A 17708-nucleotide genomic window follows, 5' to 3' on the forward strand; every position below is an offset into this window, starting at 1 on the left:
TTCGCCGACCGAGGGACGCCCATTCATGCGCATCGTGCACACCCTGTTGACCGTGGCAGCCATCCTTACCTCGATCTCTCCTGTTCCACCCGACACCGACGCCCGGTCGGACGTCGAGCACGTCGCCGACGTGTTGGGTCTGCCCGGAGTGGCGCTTCGCGTCGTCTCCGAAGGCGAGGTCACCGAGGACGTGGCGGTCGGGATGGACGGAAACGGTTCCCCGATCGACGACGGCACACCCTTCGTGTGGGGTTCGGTATCGAAATCGGTGACGGCAGCAACGGTGCAGGCGCTCGTGGCCCAGCACCATCTCGACCTGACCGATCTCGTCGAAGACGTTTTGCCCGAATCGAATTCGATCATCTCGGCCGACGTCACCGTTGCAGACCTGATCCACCACACCGGCGGGCTACCCCACGACGTCACCGCGTTGGACGTGTGGGGAAGAACAGAACGAGCCCTCGACGTGGTGCCCACCCTGCGGCTCACACCCGACGACCCGGGTTCGTTCCGCTACTCCAGCCTCGACTATCTACTGCTGCAAGCAATCGTCGAGAGAATCACCGACGAACCGTTCGCCGACGTCGTCGCCCGTGAAACCGGTGTGCACACCAGCGAAGCAGTGCCACCCGGTCACGTCCCGTTCTTCACCTTCCCTCGACGCATCGACACCGGAATCGACAACGCCGGGTTGGGCTACGGCTACCTCGCCGGATCCATCGACGAACTCTCACGCTACGCATCGAGCCAACTCACCACTGTGGCGTCGACCGGTCGAGATGCGGTGCCCACGGGGTCGGGACTGTCCTATGGATTCGGCTGGTACGTCGAAACCCTGCCCGACGGTACCGAGATGCGCTGGCACTCGGGGGCCGTTCCCGGCTACTTCACCCACGTCGCGCTCATCCCGGACCGCCACATGGCCGTAGTGTTCGCGACCAACCGATACGGCGAACTCGAAGCCGAACAGTTGGCCTCGGCGGCCCGCGCACTGGTTCTCACTCGACTCGGATTCGACGAGCCCCGCAGCACCGGCCCGGGCCTGTACGCCATGCTGTTGATCGGCTCGACCGCTGTCGCCGTGCTGCTCGCCGTGTGCGCGATCCGCATTCTGCTTCGCCGGCAAACCGCGCCCGGCCGGTGGGCACCTGCGCACGTCCTCATCGCTGTTGCTGCCGGAGGAGTGCTGTACTTCGCGACACCGACGCTCACCGGTGTACCCATCTCCACCCTGGGCCGTTGGGCTCCCGACGTGACAGTGCTGTTCTGGCTCGTGCTGTCGGAACTTGCCGTCATCGCCGTTGCTCTCGCTGTTCGCACCCTCCGTCAATGGACCCCTGCACACACGTCTGAACGGTGCAACGGCCCATTCACCCACGGAGGTGATCTGCGTGAATGAACCATTGCATGCGTCTGAGCGCTGCAGGGGTCCATTGACGCGAACGGGGGCGGGGGGCGGGTGTTGGTTGGCTTGTGGACATACGACAACGGGCGACCCTCCGAAGAGGATCGCCCGTTGTGTTGGAACTGGTGGAACTTACTCGCTGTCGCTGTCTCCGGCGGCCTTGGCCAGATCGACCGGAACCTCGTCGGGGACGATGATGGCTTTCTTCTCACCGCGGAACGTGAACTTCGCGTCCTCGCCTGCGCCTTCGCCGTCCCAGTTCTCGACGTCGACCAGGATGATCTGGCCGGCTTCGATCTCGCCGAAGAGGATCTTCTCCGACAACTGGTCCTCGATCTCGCGCTGGATGGTGCGACGCAGTGGCCGCGCACCCAGGACGGGGTCGAATCCGCGCTTGGCGAGCAGAGACTTCGCCTTCTCAGTGACCTCGATCGCCATGTCCTTGTTCTTGAGCGCACCTTCGACTCGGTTGAGCATGAGATCGACCATCTGGATGATCTCGTCCTTGGTGAGCTGGTGGAACACGACGATGTCGTCGATGCGGTTCAGGAACTCGGGGCGGAAATGCTTCTTCAGCTCGTCGTTGACCTTGAGCTTCATCCGCTCGTAGTTCGATCCGGTGCCTTCGCCCGAGGAGAAGCCGAGGCCGACTGCCTTCGAGATGTCCGAGGTACCGAGGTTCGAGGTGAAGATCAGCACGGTGTTCTTGAAGTCGACCGTGCGTCCCTGGCCGTCGGTGAGACGGCCGTCTTCGAGCACCTGCAGGAGGGTGTTGTAGATCTCCTGGTGTGCCTTCTCGATCTCGTCGAACAGCACGACGGAGAACGGCTTGCGGCGGACCTTCTCGGTGAGCTGGCCACCCTCTTCGTAGCCGACGTATCCGGGAGGAGCACCGAACAGACGCGAGGCCGTGAAGCGGTCGTGGAACTCGCCCATGTCGATCTGGATCAGCGCGTCGTCCTCGCCGAACAGGAAGTTCGCGAGAGCTTTCGACAGCTCGGTCTTACCGACACCGGACGGGCCGGCGAAGATGAACGAGCCCGACGGGCGCTTCGGGTCCTTCAGACCTGCACGGGTACGACGGATCGCCTTGGAGACGGCCTTGACTGCCTCGACCTGGCCGATGATCCGCTTGTGCAGCTCGTCTTCCATGCGGAGCAGACGGGTGGTCTCCTCCTCGGTGAGCTTGAAGACGGGGATGCCGGTCCAGTTGCCCAGAACCTCGGCGATCTGCTCGTCGTCGACCTCGGCGATGACGTCGAGGTCACCGGAACGCCACTGCTTCTCCCGCTCGGCACGCTGACCGACGAGGGTCTTCTCCTTGTCGCGCAGGTTCGCAGCCTTCTCGAAGTCCTGTGCGTCGATGGCCGATTCCTTCTCCCGGCGTGCGTCGGCGATCTTGTCGTCGAACTCACGCAGGTCTGGCGGCGCGGTCATCCGGCGGATGCGCATCCGCGCGCCCGCCTCGTCGATGAGGTCGATCGCCTTGTCGGGCAAGAACCGATCGTTGATGTACCGGTCGGCCAGAGTGGCGGCAGCGACGAGTGCACCGTCGGTGATCGAGACGCGGTGGTGTGCCTCGTAGCGATCGCGCAGACCCTTGAGGATCTCGATCGTGTGCTCGACGGTCGGCTCGCCGACCTGGACGGGCTGGAAACGACGCTCGAGAGCGGCGTCCTTCTCGATGTACTTGCGGTACTCGTCGAGCGTGGTGGCACCGATGGTCTGCAGTTCGCCACGAGCCAGCTTCGGCTTGAGGATCGATGCTGCGTCGATGGCACCTTCGGCTGCACCTGCGCCGACGAGCGTGTGCAGCTCGTCGATGAACAGGATGATGTCGCCGCGGGTGTTGATCTCCTTGAGCACCTTCTTCAGGCGCTCCTCGAAGTCACCGCGGTAACGGCTGCCGGCCACGAGCGAGCCGAGGTCGAGGGTGTAGAGCTGCTTGTCCTTGAGCGTCTCGGGAACCTCGCCGTTGACGATGGCCTGAGCCAGGCCTTCGACGACTGCGGTCTTACCGACACCGGGCTCGCCGATGAGAACAGGGTTGTTCTTGGTACGACGCGACAGCACCTGCATGACGCGCTCGATTTCCTTCGCGCGACCGATGACCGGGTCGAGCTTGCCTTCGAGCGCGGCCTGGGTGAGGTTGCGTCCGAACTGGTCGAGAACCAGTGACGTCGACGGGGTGCCCGCCTCGCCGCGGCCGCTGCCGCTCTCGGACGGCTCCTTGCCCTGGTAGCCCGACAGCAGCTGAATGACCTGCTGACGCACGCGGTTGAGGTCGGCTCCGAGCTTGACCAGAACCTGAGCTGCGACGCCTTCGCCTTCGCGGATCAGGCCGAGCAGGATGTGCTCGGTGCCGATGTAGTTGTGGCCGAGCTGCAGTGCTTCACGCAGGCTGAGCTCGAGTACTTTCTTGGCGCGCGGAGTGAACGGAATGTGACCGGACGGAGCCTGCTGGCCCTGGCCGATGATTTCCTCTACCTGGCTGCGAACTCCTTCGAGGGAGATGCCCAGCGACTCGAGAGACTTTGCTGCAACACCTTCACCCTCGTGGATGAGGCCCAGCAGAATGTGCTCCGTGCCGATGTAGTTGTGGTTGAGCATCCGGGCTTCTTCTTGAGCCAGGACGACAACACGCCGCGCGCGATCGGTGAACCTCTCGAACATCGCTCTCCCTCACTTCTCGGTGGGTGGTAGCTCGCCCACCAGTTCTTCCAGCGCCGCAGTGTCCTGAACACTCGGTCGCTTGTGCATTCGAAGGTAAGACTGTGTCTCACTGTAGTTGGCCGACGCGACGAACGCCGACCCTCCACCCCTGAAATACTGCGTCTCCGGCAACGAGACGGACCGCCTCGTGTGCTTACTGTTCATAACGCAGGCACTTTGCAAAACGTTTCCCGATCGCTGTCCGCTGCTGGCGAACAGCTTTCTGGCCTCCGATCAGGCCTGCGACGGCTTGACGATCGGAAACAGGATCGTTTCGCGGATGCCGAGGCCGGTCAGTGCCATCAGCAGACGGTCGATTCCCATACCGGTTCCGGTGGTCGGCGGCATTCCCTGTTCCATGGCCGCGAGGAAGTCCTCGTCGAGCACCATCGCCTCGTCGTCGCCTGCGGCAGCCTGACGCGCCTGGTCCTCGAAGCGCTCGCGCTGGATGATCGGGTCGATCAGCTCCGAGTAGCCGGTCGCCAGCTCGAATCCACGAACGTAGAGATCCCACTTCTCGGTGACGCCCGGCTTGCTGCGGTGCTGACGCGTCAACGGCGACGTCTCGACGGGGAAATCACGGACGAACGTCGGTTCGGTCAACGCGTCGCCCACCTGGTGTTCCCAGAGTTCCTCGACGAGCTTGCCGTGGCCGTAGATCGGGACGCCGTCCTTGCGGGGGACTTCCAGCCCGACCTTGTCGGCGATCGCGAGCAGTTCGTCGACGGTGGTGTCGGGGGTGACGTCGAATCCGAGCGACTCCGACAACGACGGGTACATCTCGAGCGTCGTCCATTCGCCGCCGAGATCGTAGGAGGTGCCGTCGGGCAGGGTGACCACGGTGGATCCGAGTGCGGCCACCGCCACTTCCTGGACGAGTTCCCGCGTCATCTTCGCCGAGTCGTCGTACGTGCCGTAGGCCTCGTAGGTCTCGAGCATCGCGAACTCCGGCGAGTGGGAGGAGTCGGCACCTTCGTTGCGGAAGTTGCGGTTGATCTCGAAGACCTTCTCGATGCCGCCGACGACGCAGCGCTTGAGGAACAGCTCCGGCGCGATGCGCAGGTACAGATCCGTGTCCATCGCATTGGAATGGGTGACGAACGGCCGGGCCGCGGCACCGCCGTGCAGCGTCTGCAGCATCGGGGTCTCGACCTCGAGGAAGCCGCGACGCTCGAGTGCGTTACGCAGTTCACGAACGACGGCGATGCGCTTGCGGGCAGTCTCTCGGGCCTCCGGACGCGTGATCAGATCCAGGTAGCGCTGCCGAATACGCGTCTCTTCGCTGAGTTCCTTGTGCGCGACGGGCAAGGGCCGCAACGACTTCGACGCGATCTGCCATGCGTCGGCCATCACCGAGAGCTCACCGCGACGGGAGCTGATGACCTCGCCGTGCACGAACACGAAGTCGCCCAGGTCGACGTCGGCCTTCCACGCTGCGAGGGCGTCCTCGCCGACACCTGCCAGGCTGATCATGGCTTGGAGCTGGGTGCCGTCGCCCTCCTGCAGGGTGGCGAAGCACAGCTTGCCGGTGTTACGGACGAAGATCACGCGGCCGACGACCCCGACGATCAGGCCGGTCGTCGTGTCGGCGTCGAGCTCGGGAAACTGGGTGCGGATCTCGAGCAGCGAATGGGTCCGCGGAACCGACACCGGATACGCCTCGACCCCGCGCTCGAGCAACGCAGCGCGCTTGGCGCGACGAATCCGTAGCTGCTCCGGGGTGTCGTCGGCCGGCTGGGTAGAAGCTGTATCACTCACGCGCACACACTTTACAGTCCGAGACTGTCGGGACGATCAGTGCGCTGCGACGGCCTCGGCCTCGCGAACGCAGTGCTTGGCCTGCGTCAACACCCCTAGCAGCCCGGCCGACTTCAGTGCCTGATAGCCGCCGACCAGATCGGTGGCCTTGTGCAGACCCAGCAGCTTGAGCGACGCGGCCGCGAGCGAGGAGGTGTAGCCCTCGGAGCAGATGACGATCCACTCGACGTCGTGGTCGGTGGCGATCGCCAGCCGCGCGTCACTGGTGGGATCGAGACGCCATTCCAGGACGTTGCGTTCGATGGCCAACGCACCGGGCAGGGTGCCCTCGACTGCGCGCTGCGCCTGCGGGCGAATGTCGACGACGACCGCGCCGCGGTCGACAGCGTCACGGAGCTCGAAGACGGTCATGCGATCGATGGTCTCGCGAGCGGATTCGAGCATTTCGACGATGGTCATCTCGTGGCCTTCTCGGGTTCGGCGGTGAGCTCACTGCGGGTACGGCGCAGCGTGGCGCGCTCGGTCACTTCGTAGTACGACATCGCCGTCAGCGGCGGTGAGTAGGCGTGCACGCTGAGGGTGGGCCCGGTCGTGTTCGACGCCGGATCGTGCATCACGTCGTGCACCCATCCCAGCGGAAAGGCTGCCTGATCTCCCGCGTCGAGATGACGTTCCTTCAGTTCGGTTCCCGCCCAACGGTATTCGAGCAAAGAACCACTCAGGACGGTCAATGCACCGAGCGATCCGGCGTGATCGTGCAGTTCGGTGGATCGCTCGGGAACCCAGCTGATCAACCAGACGTCGAGATCGTCGTCGGAGTGCAGGCGAGTGGCCCATCGCTCGTCGGTAGGCCACAATCCACCGCCGGGAAGCAGGTGGTCGAAGCGACCTTCGAGGACGTCCGCCGCGCCTTGATCGGTGATCCGAAGCAGGTCGGGAGGACGCAGCCGAGTCGGCAATGTCGAGACCGACCGCGAGGTCGATCGGGGTCGGGAGGGTGCAGAAAATACAGGTGTGGAAAGCATGAAGCTCTACTCCAGGGGTGTGTAACGAACGAGGCAGCGGTCAGCCTCGACAACACTCCTGGGTGGCCATGCACGTCATCACGCCGACGATTCTGACACACGAACGCCCGACGCGCTACCCCGCTTCACCGAAACACTCAGCGTGGCCGCCGCTTTGCCATGTTGCGTTCGTAGACCAGTCGCAGACCCTCCAGCGTCAGGTCGGGTTCATGATGCTCGATGGTCGTCGACTCGGGCAGGATCAGCGCAGCGATGTCTCCGGTACCGATGACCGCGACGCCGGTACCTTTGACCTCCGGCACCTCACGTCTGATGCGTCCGACGAGCCCGTCCACCAGGCCGGCGAAACCGAAGATGGTGCCCGCTTGGATGCACTCGACGGTGTTCTTGCCCAGCACCGATCGCGGCCGCACCATCTCGACCTCACGCAGCGTCGCGGTGCGAGTCGACATGGCCGACGCCGAAATTTCGAGACCGGGCGCGATCGCTCCGCCGAGGAACTCGCCCTTGGCCGAGACGACGTCGACACACGTGGTGGTGCCGAAATCCACCACGATGCACGCCGAGTCGTACAGATCATGTGCGGCAAGGGTATTGACGATGCGATCGGCCCCGACCTCTTTGGGATTGTCGACCAGCAGCGGAACCCCGGTCCGCACACCGGGTTCGACCACCACGTGCACCACGTGATCCCAGTAGCGCACGAGCATCGTCCGCATCTCGCGCAGCACGGACGGCACCGTGGACAGAGCCGTCACCCCGGTGATCTGCTCGGCCTGTTCGCCCAACAACCCCCGCAACATGAACGCCAGCTCGTCGGCCGTCACATGGGGATCGGTGCGAATACGCCAGTCGCGCAGCAGTTTCGAGTGATCCCCGGTGCCGGTGAAGAGCCCGACCACCGTGCTGGTGTTGCGTACATCGATTGCGAGAAGCATCGAGTCAGACCAGCACGGAGTCGGCCCGCAGATCGCGCGGCGTGATCAGACCCGAACCGGCGGGCGCATGAGCCGGGTCGCTGCCGAGCTCGACCGGCCGGTTCTTGTCGTCGACGAACACCACCCGGGGTGCGTAGTCGGCAACCTCCTGCTCGTTCATGACCCCGTAGGCGATCAGGATGACCAGGTCACCCGGGTTCACCAGATGCGCTGCGGCCCCATTGATTCCGATCACACCACTGCCCCGCTCACCGGTGATCACGTAGGTCTCCAGCCGCGCACCGTTGTCGATGTCGACGATGGTGACCTGCTCGCCTTCGAGCAGATCGGCTGCTTCCATCAGCTCCTGATCGACGGTCACCGAGCCCACGTAGTGCAGGTCTGCGTGCGTGACGGTGGCGCGATGGATCTTGGACTTCATCATGGTACGAAACATCGTGTCACTCTCCACTTTTCGGATCGTCCGGGTACTCCAAGAAACCGGTGCCGACTGCGACACCGACGTTGTCGATCAATCTCGTGGTGCCCACCTTGGCCGCCACGAGCAGTCTTCCGTCCCCACGTTCGGGAGCCGGGCCGAGATGCGGGTCGCGCACCTCCAGATAGTCGACCTGCACCAGTGGTGCCTCGTCGAGGACGGCACGCGCGGTGGCGATGATGGCCTCGACTCCGCCGGCCGCAGCGTGCGCCCCGGCCACGAGTGCAGCGGACAACGCCATTGCAGCGTCACGCTGTTCGGCATCGAGATACCTGTTGCGCGAGGACAACGCCAGACCGTCCTGCTCGCGAACCGTCGGGACTCCGATGACCGCGACGTCGAAGTTCAGGTCTCGCACCATCTGCCGGATCAGCGTCAGCTGCTGGTAGTCCTTCTCCCCGAAGTACGCCCGATGCGGAGCGGCTATCTGCAGCAGCTTGGCCACGACGGTGAGCATTCCCGCGAAATGCGTTGGTCTGCTGGCACCTTCGAGTTCACTACCGAGCGGACCGGGATGGACCGTGGTGCGCGGCCCGGACGGGTACATGTCCGACGCGGACGGCGCGAATACCAATTCCACTCCCTCACCGCGGAGCAGTTCGACATCGGTGTCGAGGGTCCGCGGATAGGCGTCGAGGTCCTCCCCCACGCCGAACTGCAGAGGATTGACGAAGATCGACACGATCACGACCGCGCCGGTGAGCTTCGCCTGGCGCACCAACTGCAGGTGGCCGGCATGCAATGCGCCCATGGTCGGCACCAGAGCGACCTGCTTGCCGACGCCACGTAGGGCCTTGGACACCGACGTGATCACCGCGGGATCGTGATGAACCGTCAACTGCCCCTTCGTGTAGCTGCCCGCGAGGGTCATCGCTTTCCTTCCAGAATCTCGATCAGATCGGCTGCGGCACCGATACGTTGGGCGGACCGCAGCGACAGCGCACGGTACCCGGCGGCGATCCGTGGATCGACGGCCTCGAGCACTTCGAGGTGTTTGCCCACAGCCGCGGTATCGCCTCGGGCCACCGGGCCGGTCAGTGCGGATTGTCCGTTGCGCAGCGCATTGTCCAGTGCAGCTTCGAGCAGAGGAGCCAGAACGCGCTCGGGCACACCACGTTCGGCATCGGATCCAGGAAAACCCGGACCGGCCAACGCAACTCGCAGTGCCTCGACCGCGTCGACCACCAACGTCACGAGGTGATTGCTGCCGTGAGCCAGCGCCGCGTGGTAGAGCGCCCGGTTGCTCTCGGGCACGTGCACCGGCTCGCCGCCGATCTCGAGGACGAGGGCTTGGGCTACCGCATAACCGATCTCGTCGCCCGCGGTGATGCCGAAGCACGCGGCCGTCATCCGGTCGGTGTCCTCGAGTCCGCCGCTGAATGTCATGGCCGGATGTATTGCCAACGGAACCGCGCCAAGGGCAGCCAACGGCTCCAGTACCGCGACGCCGTTCGCGCCGGAGGTGTGCGCCACCAACTTGCCCGGCGCGACCGCCCCGGTCGCGGCGAGACCGGCGACGATCGAGGCCAGTTCGTAGTCCGGCACCGCCAGAATCAGCAGTTCGGCGCGACGGGCAACCTCGTCGACAGGCAGAATCTGCGACTCGGGCAATCGATCACGTACTCGCGCGATGGATGCGTCCGATACCGCGGCGGCACCGACGACAACGTGTCCGACGCGTTCGAGCGCCTCACCGAAAGCCGTACCGACCCGACCGGCGGAGACGACACCCACGGTCAAGCGAGCCGGAGACAGACCACCAGTGAACCCTGATGAGGTCACCGAAATTTTCCTCTCGTTCGTTCCAGTCCCGCTCGGCGGGTACCAGACGTCCTGCAGGGAACAATAGCGACAGCGGCACCGAACGTGCCATGGGAAACCGGTGTGATCTGGTTCTCAGTCTGCGCGACGGCGACGGCGACGCGTGCCGGCGTCGGTGGTCGTCGTGTCGGCCGAATCGCCGCCTGCCAGCCCGGCCATGATCTCGGCGACGGAACGGCCGTTGGAGTGCGCGCCGGACGCCTCCTCGGGGGATTCGGCGCGCCTGCGTCCGCGTCGCGGTGCATCCGCCGTCTCCTCGGCAGGCGTGTCGTCGACGCGGTCGGCTGCGAAGAACGCATCGGCCGAATCTCGCAGCGAGCGGCGAGACTCCGGGTACGTGGCCTCTTCTTCGGCCGATTCGGGCTCGGGGGCCTGCTGAGCCTGTGCCTCCTCGACAGGTTCGGCGTCCTCGACTGCTGCTGATTCGGCCGGTTCGGATTCGGCCGCGGGTCGACGCGTCTGCTCGAAGTTGTATGCGGTGAACGGCGAGGTGGGCGGGCTCACCCGCCCGGCCGGCCTCGGTGCCCCGTAGGGGCGTGACTGCGCGGCCGGCGGCTCGGTGCGGTCGTTCTGCCCGGCGTCGGTGACGTCGTCGGAACCCTCCGGTGCAGAACCCTGCTCGGCAGACGCGTCCTGTGCGTACCGGGAATCGGGGTCCGGTGCCGCCGTCGCGCGGGGCATTTCGTCGGGATCCTCGGGGTAGACCACCGACGTCTCGGCGGTGACCGGCTCGTCGTAGGGCGTACCCACGCCGTTGAAGCCGGGGCCTGCGGGTCCGTTGCCGTTGCCGCCACCCCGTACGTACAACCCGGACGGTGCGGGCTGATAACTGTCGTATCCGCGGCCACCGAGTTCCTGCATCCGCATCGCCTCGGCGCGCAGTGCGACCCGTTCGGTCGGCAAGTTGCCCTCGAACAGCACCTGCAGGTTCTGGCGCAGCGCGGCCAGTTCGTTACGCAGCGCGGCGACCTCGTCCGATTCCAACCGCGTCTCGTTGCGCACCCGGGCTTCGACGCTCATCTCGTATTCGCGTCGGGCCGAGATCTCGCGGGCGAGTTGCAGTTCGTAGACGGTTTGTAAGTCCTTGGCCTTGGTCTGATCCGCGGCCGCTTCCCTGCGGTACTTCGTCATCGCGAACGCACCGATCACCGCGGCCCATAGCGCCGAGAGCACCCCGACGCGCATCCACTGAACGCTTTCGCTGAACAACAACAGCACACTGGCGACGATGCCGAACACGACGAGCGCCGCGAGGAACAGCTGGCTCGCACTACGCCGCTTTCGGCGTCCCTTCTTGGCGCGAGTCTGATCTGTCATGTTCTCAAGGGTAACCGGCCTGTCGGTCGCATCTGGTCATCCCCGACCGATCACGTACACAACGAAGGTAACGATCGAGGGACGGATACGTTATCGGGAGCGCTCGTCGTCCCGATCGTCCGGGGTGCGGCAGCACTGCTCGAGCCACACCGCGGCGGCGACGACGGCCAGGCCCGCGACGAGGGCCACGATCGCTCCGGCTCGGTCCGCGGACGCCGCTCGCACCGTTGCCGCTCGTGGCAATACGTACACCAGGAAGCCGACGCACACCCCCACCAGAGCGGTTCCCACCAGCAGCGACGCCTTCGCCAACACCAGCGCCCGGAAGACCGTCAACGGATGCAGGTCGTGCAGACCGGTACCCACTCGATGCTCGGCGATGCGATTGCGGACGATCACCGCGGTCACCACTTCCACCACCGCGACCAGATACAGCGACGCTCCGGCGTACACCGGGATCGGCGGAAACGAACCGTAGAAAACCCGCACCAGCAGCCACGTGCCCACTGCGGCGATCAGAAACAAACCCAAGACATCCCAGATCTTGGTGGGATTGGTCACCACAGTCGATCACCGTCGCCGTCGAGACGGACGACTCCCGCTCGCTCGTCGGCACTCAGTCGCTCGAGCAGCTCGGAGATCGGCACGTACACCCCGCCGACCCGAAGAGTGGCGTCGGGCTCGACGTCCAGCCACGGCAGCAGCACGAACGCGCGCTCGTGCGCACGGGGATGGGGAAGAATCAGGCGCGGATCCTCACTGATGACGTCGTCGCACACGATCACGTCGACGTCGAGGCTGCGCGGTCCCCAACGCTGCACTCGAACACGGTCCGCTGCCTCCTCGAGTTGCTGCCCCAGACGCAACCAGTCCCACGGGCCGTAGTCCTCGTCCTCGGCCACCACGATCGCGTTGAGGAAGTCCTGTTGCTCGACGCCGCCCCACGGAGCAGATCGATGCACTGCCGAGCACGCCACCACGCGCGAACCCAATTCCGTTGCGACAGAACGCAAGTGGGTCATCGAGTCGCCGATGTTGCTGCCGATCGACAGCACTGCACGGCTCACTTTCGCTCCCGATAGGCCACCACGGCAACGTCGCCGAACGTCAGGGGAATGGGAGCCGACGGCTTGTGCAGCACCACCTCCACCGCGTCGACTCGGGAGTCGTAACCGAGCACCACCTCGGCGATCTCGGCGGAGACCGTCTCGATCAGGTCCCGGGACGGGCCCGCTACGACCGCCGCGGCATGTTCGGCCAGTTCGCCGTAATGCAGCGTCCGAGTCAGATCGTCGGTCTCGGCCGCGGGCGAGAGATCCATCCAGACGGTGATGTCGACGACGAAGTCCTGGCCGTCTCGCTTCTCGAAGTCGAAGACCCCGTGATTGCCGCGGACGGTCAGCCCGCGCAATTCGATGCGGTCGCCGCGACGAGTCCCTGCAGCGGCACTGTTGATCTCGCTCATGCGCGACCACCCTGCCATGCCCGCACGACGGCCACCGCGTCGAGTGACGACCGGACGTCGTGCACCCGCACTCCCCACGCGCCGCCGGCGACGGCGAGAGCAGAGACGACGGCCGTCGCGATCTCCCGGCCGTCCGGTGGACGCGGTGAACCGTCGGGTTCGGCGAGGAGCGAGCCCAGAAAACGTTTGCGGGACGCACCCACCAGAACCGGGAAACCGGATTCCACCAGGGTGGGCAGTCCGCGCAGCAGCTGCCAGTTGTGCTCTGCGTTCTTGGCGAATCCGAGGCCCGGGTCCAGCACGATCCGCGACGCGTCGACCCCGGCGCTCACTGCGTGGTCGACCTGCTCGAGCAGTTCACGGCGAACGTCGGCGACCACGTCGTCGTAGTGATCGGCCGGACCGGTGTGCCGGAACGTCGAGTCGGCGGCCCGCCAGTGCATCAGGATCCACGGCAGCCCGCCTTGCGCGACCACGCCGGCCATCGCGGGGTCGGCTCGACCGCCCGAGACGTCGTTGACGATCGACACCCCGGCCTCGATCGCCGCAGCGGCGACGTGTGCGCGCATCGTGTCGACGCTGGTGCTCACGCCTTCGGCGGCCAACGCCGAGATGACCGGTACGACGCGCTGCACCTCGACCGACGGGTCGACGCGGTCCGCCCCGGGGCGCGTGGACTCCCCGCCGACGTCGACGATGTCGACTCCCAGCCGATGCATCGCCAGACCGTGTTCGACGGCCGCGTCGACGTCGAGGTAGCGACCGCCGTCGGAGAACGAATCGGCCGTCACGTTGAGAACGCCCATGACGATGGGTGCAGCGGGAACGGAGCGCGCGAGAATCATCGTGATCGGACCGGAACCGTCATTTCCGGAGGATCAGGTCCAAGGCTTCCGAACGCGATGCCGCGCTGGACTGCAGCAGACCCCGGACCGCAGAGGTGGTGGTGCTGGCACCGGGCTTGCGGATACCGCGCATCGCCATGCACAGGTGCTCGGCCTCGATCACGACGATCGCACCGCGTGGGTCGAGCTTGCGCATCAACGCGTCGGCGATCTGGCTGGTCAACCGCTCCTGCACCTGGGGACGCTTGGCGTACATGTCCACCACGCGGGCCAGCTTCGACAGACCGGTCACCTTGCCGCTCTTGCCGGGGATGTATCCCACGTGGGCGACGCCGTGGAACGAGACCAGGTGGTGCTCGCACGTGGAGTACATGGGGATGTCGCGAACCAGAACCAGTTCTTGATGGCCTTCGTCGAAGGTCGTGTTCAGCGCGGTGTCCGGATCGGTGTAGAGGCCGGCGAAGATCTCTCGGTAGGACCGGGCGACACGAGCCGGGGTATCGAGCAGGCCCGGGCGGTCGGGATCCTCACCGACGGCGATGAGCAACTCGCGTACCGCAGCCTCCGCGCGGGGCTGGTCGAACACTGCGCCCGTGGCGTAGGCCACCGGCTCCGTGATTCCCTGCTGCGGCACGGCGGATTGCACGGCTGCTGGGACTTCTGCCGAGTCGCCTGTCGACTCGTCGGTCCTGTTGACTGACACGAGAACGTACCTCCGGTTGGGCTCCGCGAATGTGGCAGCTGGGCGGGCGTGCTGCTCGGTGTGAACGGCTCGCCTACGAACAACAGCACGGGTTCGAAACGACTTACTGGGTCGACCGCGACGGTCGACCCAGTAAGCCTAATGATCGGACTAGCGGTGTGAGCCGCCCGGTCCTTCCCACCGTTGGGTGCGTGGGCCGGCGTCGCCGTCGTCGTTTCCGTGACGGTCGCCGTGCTCACCCTGTTGCGACTCCTCCGACGAACCATGAGCGGGTCGATCGTCTCCGGGAAGCGGGTAGTTGTGCGAGCTTTCCGGAACCTCCCATGTGGGAGTCGACTCCGGCGCGCCCTCGGAATTCTCGCCGTAGGGAGGCTCGTGCCGGGACGTACGACCGTGCTCCCCGGCGTCCGGCCGGAACGGATCCGGCTGGTACTGCGGCGGCTGATACGACTGCTGCGGCTGCTGCGGGTCGTACGACTGCTGCGGCTGGGGCGGCTGGTAGGACTGCGGCTGCTGATACGTCGGATGCTGACGGTAGCCCTGATCCGAGTCCTGCTCACTCGGAGGCTGGTACTGAGCCGGCGGCGTGGACGGGCCTTGGTAGCGCGGCACCTGTGGCTGATCGCGCGGCGGCCAGCCGGGTGCCGACCAGCCGGCGGGAGCGCCGTAATCGGGGCCCGAACCATTGGGACCCGATCGGGGCTCGGGCCGGCGATAGCCCTCGGAGTATCCGCCGCCTGTGGTCGGCCCGCCGTAGCTTCCGTTGGCAGGACCGCCGTTGGTAGCGCCGTTGTAGCCGCCACCGTTGGTAGCCCCGTTGTAGCCGCCGCCGTTGTTGCTACCGCCGTTGTAGTCGCCGGGGGCAGGCGCGCTACGTCGACCGGAACCCGTGTTCGGTCCGAGCTCGCCGGTGCCCGGTGCGCCGTTGTAACCGTTGCTGCCGTTCTGCTGCCCACCCTTGGTCAGCTGCGGCGACCCGGCGTAGCTGGGCTGCGGAAACTGTTGCGGTGGAAGCTGTTTCGGTGCCGGTGGCACCGGAGGCCACGGCTCGCCGCGCTCGGCTGCGAGCTCGCGAGGTGTCTTGACCGGCGGCTTGTCCGACGGCTTACGGTCACCGAAGTCGTTGAACAGCGTGATGCGCGGGCGCTTGGTGACGCTGTGGAAGATCTTCTCGAGGTCCTTGCGGGTCAGCGTCTCACGTTCGAGCAGCTCGGAGGCAAGGGTGTCGAGCAGGTCGCGGTACTCGTTGAGGATGGCCCACGCCTCGGTGTGCGCGGCTTCGATGAGCTTGCGCACCTCCTCGTCGATTTCGCGGGCGACCTCGTGCGAGAAGTCGGACTGCTGTCCCATCGAACGACCGAGGAACGGGTCGCCCTGTTCCTGTCCGTAGCGGACGGCACCGAGCTTGCTGCTCATGCCGTACTCGGTGACCATCGCGCGGGCGATCTTGGTGGCCTGGTCGATGTCCGAGGACGCTCCGGTGGTCGGCTCGTGGAACACGAGCTCTTCCGCGGCGCGTCCACCCATGGCCATCACCAGGCGCGCGATCATCTCCGACCTCGTCATCAGGCCCTTGTCGTCCTCCGGGACCGTCATCGCGTGACCGCCGGTGCGACCGCGCGCGAGGATGGTCACCTTGTACACGGGCTCGATGTCGGGCATCGCCCATGCCGCGAGAGTGTGGCCACCCTCGTGGTACGCGGTGATCTTGCGCTCGTGCTCGCTGATGATGCGGCTCTTGCGGCGCGGACCACCGACGACGCGGTCGACGGATTCTTCGAGCGACGCCTCGGTGATGACGGTGCCGTTCTCACGAGCGGTGAGCAGTGCCGCTTCGTTGATGACGTTGGCCAGGTCTGCACCCGACATTCCGACGGTTCGCTTGGCCAGACCTTCGAGGTCGGCATCCTGCGCGACGGGCTTGCCGGCCGAGTGCACCTTCAGGATCGCTCGACGGCCGGCCAGGTCGGGGGCGCCGACCGGGATCTGACGGTCGAAGCGGCCCGGACGCAGCAGGGCCGGGTCGAGGATGTCGGGACGGTTGGTGGCGGCGATGAGGATGACGCCGGTGCGCTCACCGAAGCCGTCCATTTCGACGAGCAGCTGGTTGAGCGTCTGCTCGCGCTCGTCGTGTCCGCCGCCCATGCCTGCGCCGCGCTGGCGGCCGACGGCGTCGATCTCGTCGACGAAGATGATGCAGGGGCTGTTCTGCTTGGCCTGCTCGAACAGGTCGCGCACGCGGGATGCACCGACGCCGACGAACATCTCGACGAAGTCGGAGCCGGAGATGGTGAAGAACGGGACGCCCGCCTCGCCTGCGACGGCGCGCGCCAGCAGCGTCTTGCCGGTTCCGGGAGGGCCGTACAGCAGGACGCCGCGCGGAATCTTGGCACCGAGGGCCTGGTAGCGCGCCGGGTTCTGCAGGAAGTCCTTGATTTCGTAGAGCTCTTCGACGGCCTCGTCCGCGCCCGCGACATCGGCGAACGTGGTCTTCGGCATGTCCTTGGTCAGCTGCTTGGCCTTGGATTTGCCGAAGCCCATGACACCGCCGCGGCCGCCACCCTGCATACGGCTCATCACGAAGATGATCACGCCGAGGATCAACACCATCGGGAGGATGAGCAGCAGGAACGAGCTGAACCAGCTCTCCTGGGTGACGGTGGTGTTGTAGCTGTTCAAGCCCTGCGAGTCGACCTTGTCGAAGATCTGCTCGGACGCCGAGTCCGGATACTTCGCGATGATCTGCTTCTCGTTCTCCGTGGCGTCGGAGGCCTCTTTGAGGGTCAGCCGAATCTGCTGCTCACGGTCGTCGATCTGCGCGGACTCGACATTGCGGTCGTCGAGCTGGGCGATCGCCACCGAGGTGTCGACCGACGTCCAGTTCCGCGTGTCGTTACCGAAGTAGCTGAAGGCATAGATCACCAACAGAATGCCGAAAACGATGGCGAGATTTCGTATTACTGTCTTCCGATTCATACAGCTTCAGCCGACTCGGCCGTGTCCTTTCAGTCCGCTCCCGCGCGCTGGCTGCTCCCTGCCCGCCGGATACTCCAGGCTACCGCGAGACTCGGACATCGGACTCGCTCTTACCTGGCGCTCTGCGTCCACGCGCCTGTCGGCGTCGACGCTTCTTCCCCTCCAACGACTGCACTCCCCCGGCAGTTCCCCGTGTATCGCCGCACACTATCCGGATCGATGGACCATTGCATACGTCTCGGCGCGGCAATGGTCCATTGACGGA

Annotated in this window: 16 protein-coding genes; 1 reads left to right on the forward strand and 15 read right to left on the reverse strand. The window is 65.6% G+C overall.

Features of this window, described 5'->3' with window-relative positions:
* Positions 1–25 precede the first annotated feature (25 nt).
* The gene (locus CH266_RS09680) at positions 26–1399 is read left to right on the forward strand and encodes a serine hydrolase domain-containing protein (protein ID WP_094715168.1); all 1374 of its coding nucleotides are present in this window, start codon (positions 26–28) and stop codon (positions 1397–1399) included.
* Between the two features lie 138 nt (positions 1400–1537).
* Here the strand turns inward: CH266_RS09680 and CH266_RS09685 are convergent, their stop codons facing one another.
* The 15 genes from CH266_RS09685 to ftsH all read right to left on the reverse strand — a co-directional run bounded on the left by CH266_RS09685 (position 1538) and on the right by ftsH (position 17443).
* A complete protein-coding gene (locus tag CH266_RS09685) occupies positions 1538–4078 on the reverse strand; it encodes an ATP-dependent Clp protease ATP-binding subunit (protein ID WP_027494358.1) in 2541 nt (846 codons plus the stop codon).
* A gap of 273 nt (positions 4079–4351) precedes the next feature.
* On the reverse strand, positions 4352–5875 hold the full coding sequence (lysS, locus tag CH266_RS09695; RefSeq protein ID WP_032373866.1) for a lysine--tRNA ligase: 1524 nt from the start codon (positions 5873–5875) through the stop codon (positions 4352–4354).
* 36 nt (positions 5876–5911) lie between these two features.
* Entirely contained in the window at positions 5912–6334 is a 423-nt protein-coding gene (locus tag CH266_RS09700) for a rhodanese-like domain-containing protein (protein ID WP_032364474.1), read from the reverse strand.
* On the reverse strand, positions 6331–6900 hold the full coding sequence (locus CH266_RS09705; RefSeq protein WP_080729990.1) for a cysteine dioxygenase: 570 nt from the start codon (positions 6898–6900) through the stop codon (positions 6331–6333). Before CH266_RS09705 ends, CH266_RS09700 begins: the two co-directional genes overlap by 4 nt.
* A gap of 137 nt (positions 6901–7037) precedes the next feature.
* Positions 7038–7838 (reverse strand): type III pantothenate kinase, encoded by an 801-nt coding sequence (locus CH266_RS09710; protein WP_032382184.1) that lies wholly within the window; start codon positions 7836–7838, stop codon positions 7038–7040.
* 4 nt (positions 7839–7842) lie between these two features.
* Entirely contained in the window at positions 7843–8274 is a 432-nt protein-coding gene (gene panD / locus CH266_RS09715; RefSeq protein ID WP_027494364.1) for an aspartate 1-decarboxylase, read from the reverse strand.
* 4 nt (positions 8275–8278) lie between these two features.
* A complete protein-coding gene (gene panC, locus CH266_RS09720; protein WP_032399599.1) occupies positions 8279–9187 on the reverse strand; it encodes a pantoate--beta-alanine ligase in 909 nt (302 codons plus the stop codon).
* On the reverse strand, positions 9184–10098 hold the full coding sequence (locus tag CH266_RS09725; RefSeq protein WP_027494366.1) for a Rossmann-like and DUF2520 domain-containing protein: 915 nt from the start codon (positions 10096–10098) through the stop codon (positions 9184–9186). The genes panC and CH266_RS09725 overlap by 4 nt, the downstream gene beginning before the upstream one ends.
* 114 nt (positions 10099–10212) lie before the next feature.
* Positions 10213–11454: a DUF6779 domain-containing protein gene (locus CH266_RS09730; RefSeq protein WP_176457046.1), complete on the reverse strand. Its 1242-nt coding sequence runs from the start codon at positions 11452–11454 to the stop codon at positions 10213–10215.
* A gap of 90 nt (positions 11455–11544) precedes the next feature.
* The gene (locus CH266_RS09735) at positions 11545–12015 is read right to left on the reverse strand and encodes a DUF3180 domain-containing protein (protein WP_032364711.1); all 471 of its coding nucleotides are present in this window, start codon (positions 12013–12015) and stop codon (positions 11545–11547) included.
* Entirely contained in the window at positions 12012–12521 is a 510-nt protein-coding gene (folK, locus tag CH266_RS09740; protein ID WP_094715169.1) for a 2-amino-4-hydroxy-6-hydroxymethyldihydropteridine diphosphokinase, read from the reverse strand. Before folK ends, CH266_RS09735 begins: the two co-directional genes overlap by 4 nt.
* Entirely contained in the window at positions 12518–12919 is a 402-nt protein-coding gene (folB, locus tag CH266_RS09745; protein WP_045841635.1) for a dihydroneopterin aldolase, read from the reverse strand. The genes folK and folB overlap by 4 nt, the downstream gene beginning before the upstream one ends.
* A complete protein-coding gene (gene folP / locus CH266_RS09750; protein WP_230072956.1) occupies positions 12916–13764 on the reverse strand; it encodes a dihydropteroate synthase in 849 nt (282 codons plus the stop codon). Before folP ends, folB begins: the two co-directional genes overlap by 4 nt.
* A gap of 19 nt (positions 13765–13783) precedes the next feature.
* Positions 13784–14410 carry a GTP cyclohydrolase I FolE gene (folE, locus tag CH266_RS09755; RefSeq protein WP_441347046.1) on the reverse strand — a complete coding sequence of 209 codons (627 nt, stop codon included), beginning with the start codon at positions 14408–14410 and terminating at the stop codon, positions 13784–13786.
* Positions 14411–14617: 207 nt separating this feature from the next.
* On the reverse strand, positions 14618–17443 hold the full coding sequence (gene ftsH / locus CH266_RS09760; RefSeq protein WP_094715170.1) for an ATP-dependent zinc metalloprotease FtsH: 2826 nt from the start codon (positions 17441–17443) through the stop codon (positions 14618–14620).
* Positions 17444–17708: the final 265 nt, after the last annotated feature.

It is taken from the genome of Rhodococcus sp. 06-1474-1B, from assembly GCF_002258885.1.
Lineage (GTDB): Bacteria > Actinomycetota > Actinomycetes > Mycobacteriales > Mycobacteriaceae > Rhodococcoides > Rhodococcoides fascians.

What these genes read in the sequence shown, in the direction of transcription:
- panC (WP_032399599.1), bottom strand. Translation starts at nt 9,187, where the DNA reads ATGACCCTCGCGGGCAGCTACACGAAGGGGCAGTTGACGGTTCATCAC.
- folP (WP_230072956.1), bottom strand. Translation starts at nt 13,764, where the DNA reads ATGATTCTCGCGCGCTCCGTTCCCGCTGCACCCATCGTCATGGGCGTT.
- CH266_RS09700 (WP_032364474.1), bottom strand. Translation starts at nt 6,334, where the DNA reads ATGACCATCGTCGAAATGCTCGAATCCGCTCGCGAGACCATCGATCGC.
- folB (WP_045841635.1), bottom strand. Translation starts at nt 12,919, where the DNA reads ATGAGCGAGATCAACAGTGCCGCTGCAGGGACTCGTCGCGGCGACCGC.
- CH266_RS09705 (WP_080729990.1), bottom strand. Translation starts at nt 6,900, where the DNA reads ATGCTTTCCACACCTGTATTTTCTGCACCCTCCCGACCCCGATCGACC.
- panD (WP_027494364.1), bottom strand. Translation starts at nt 8,274, where the DNA reads ATGTTTCGTACCATGATGAAGTCCAAGATCCATCGCGCCACCGTCACG.
- ftsH (WP_094715170.1), bottom strand. Translation starts at nt 17,443, where the DNA reads ATGAATCGGAAGACAGTAATACGAAATCTCGCCATCGTTTTCGGCATT.
- CH266_RS09730 (WP_176457046.1), bottom strand. Translation starts at nt 11,454, where the DNA reads ATGACAGATCAGACTCGCGCCAAGAAGGGACGCCGAAAGCGGCGTAGT.
- CH266_RS09680 (WP_094715168.1), top strand. Translation starts at nt 26, where the DNA reads ATGCGCATCGTGCACACCCTGTTGACCGTGGCAGCCATCCTTACCTCG.
- CH266_RS09685 (WP_027494358.1), bottom strand. Translation starts at nt 4,078, where the DNA reads ATGTTCGAGAGGTTCACCGATCGCGCGCGGCGTGTTGTCGTCCTGGCT.
- CH266_RS09710 (WP_032382184.1), bottom strand. Translation starts at nt 7,838, where the DNA reads ATGCTTCTCGCAATCGATGTACGCAACACCAGCACGGTGGTCGGGCTC.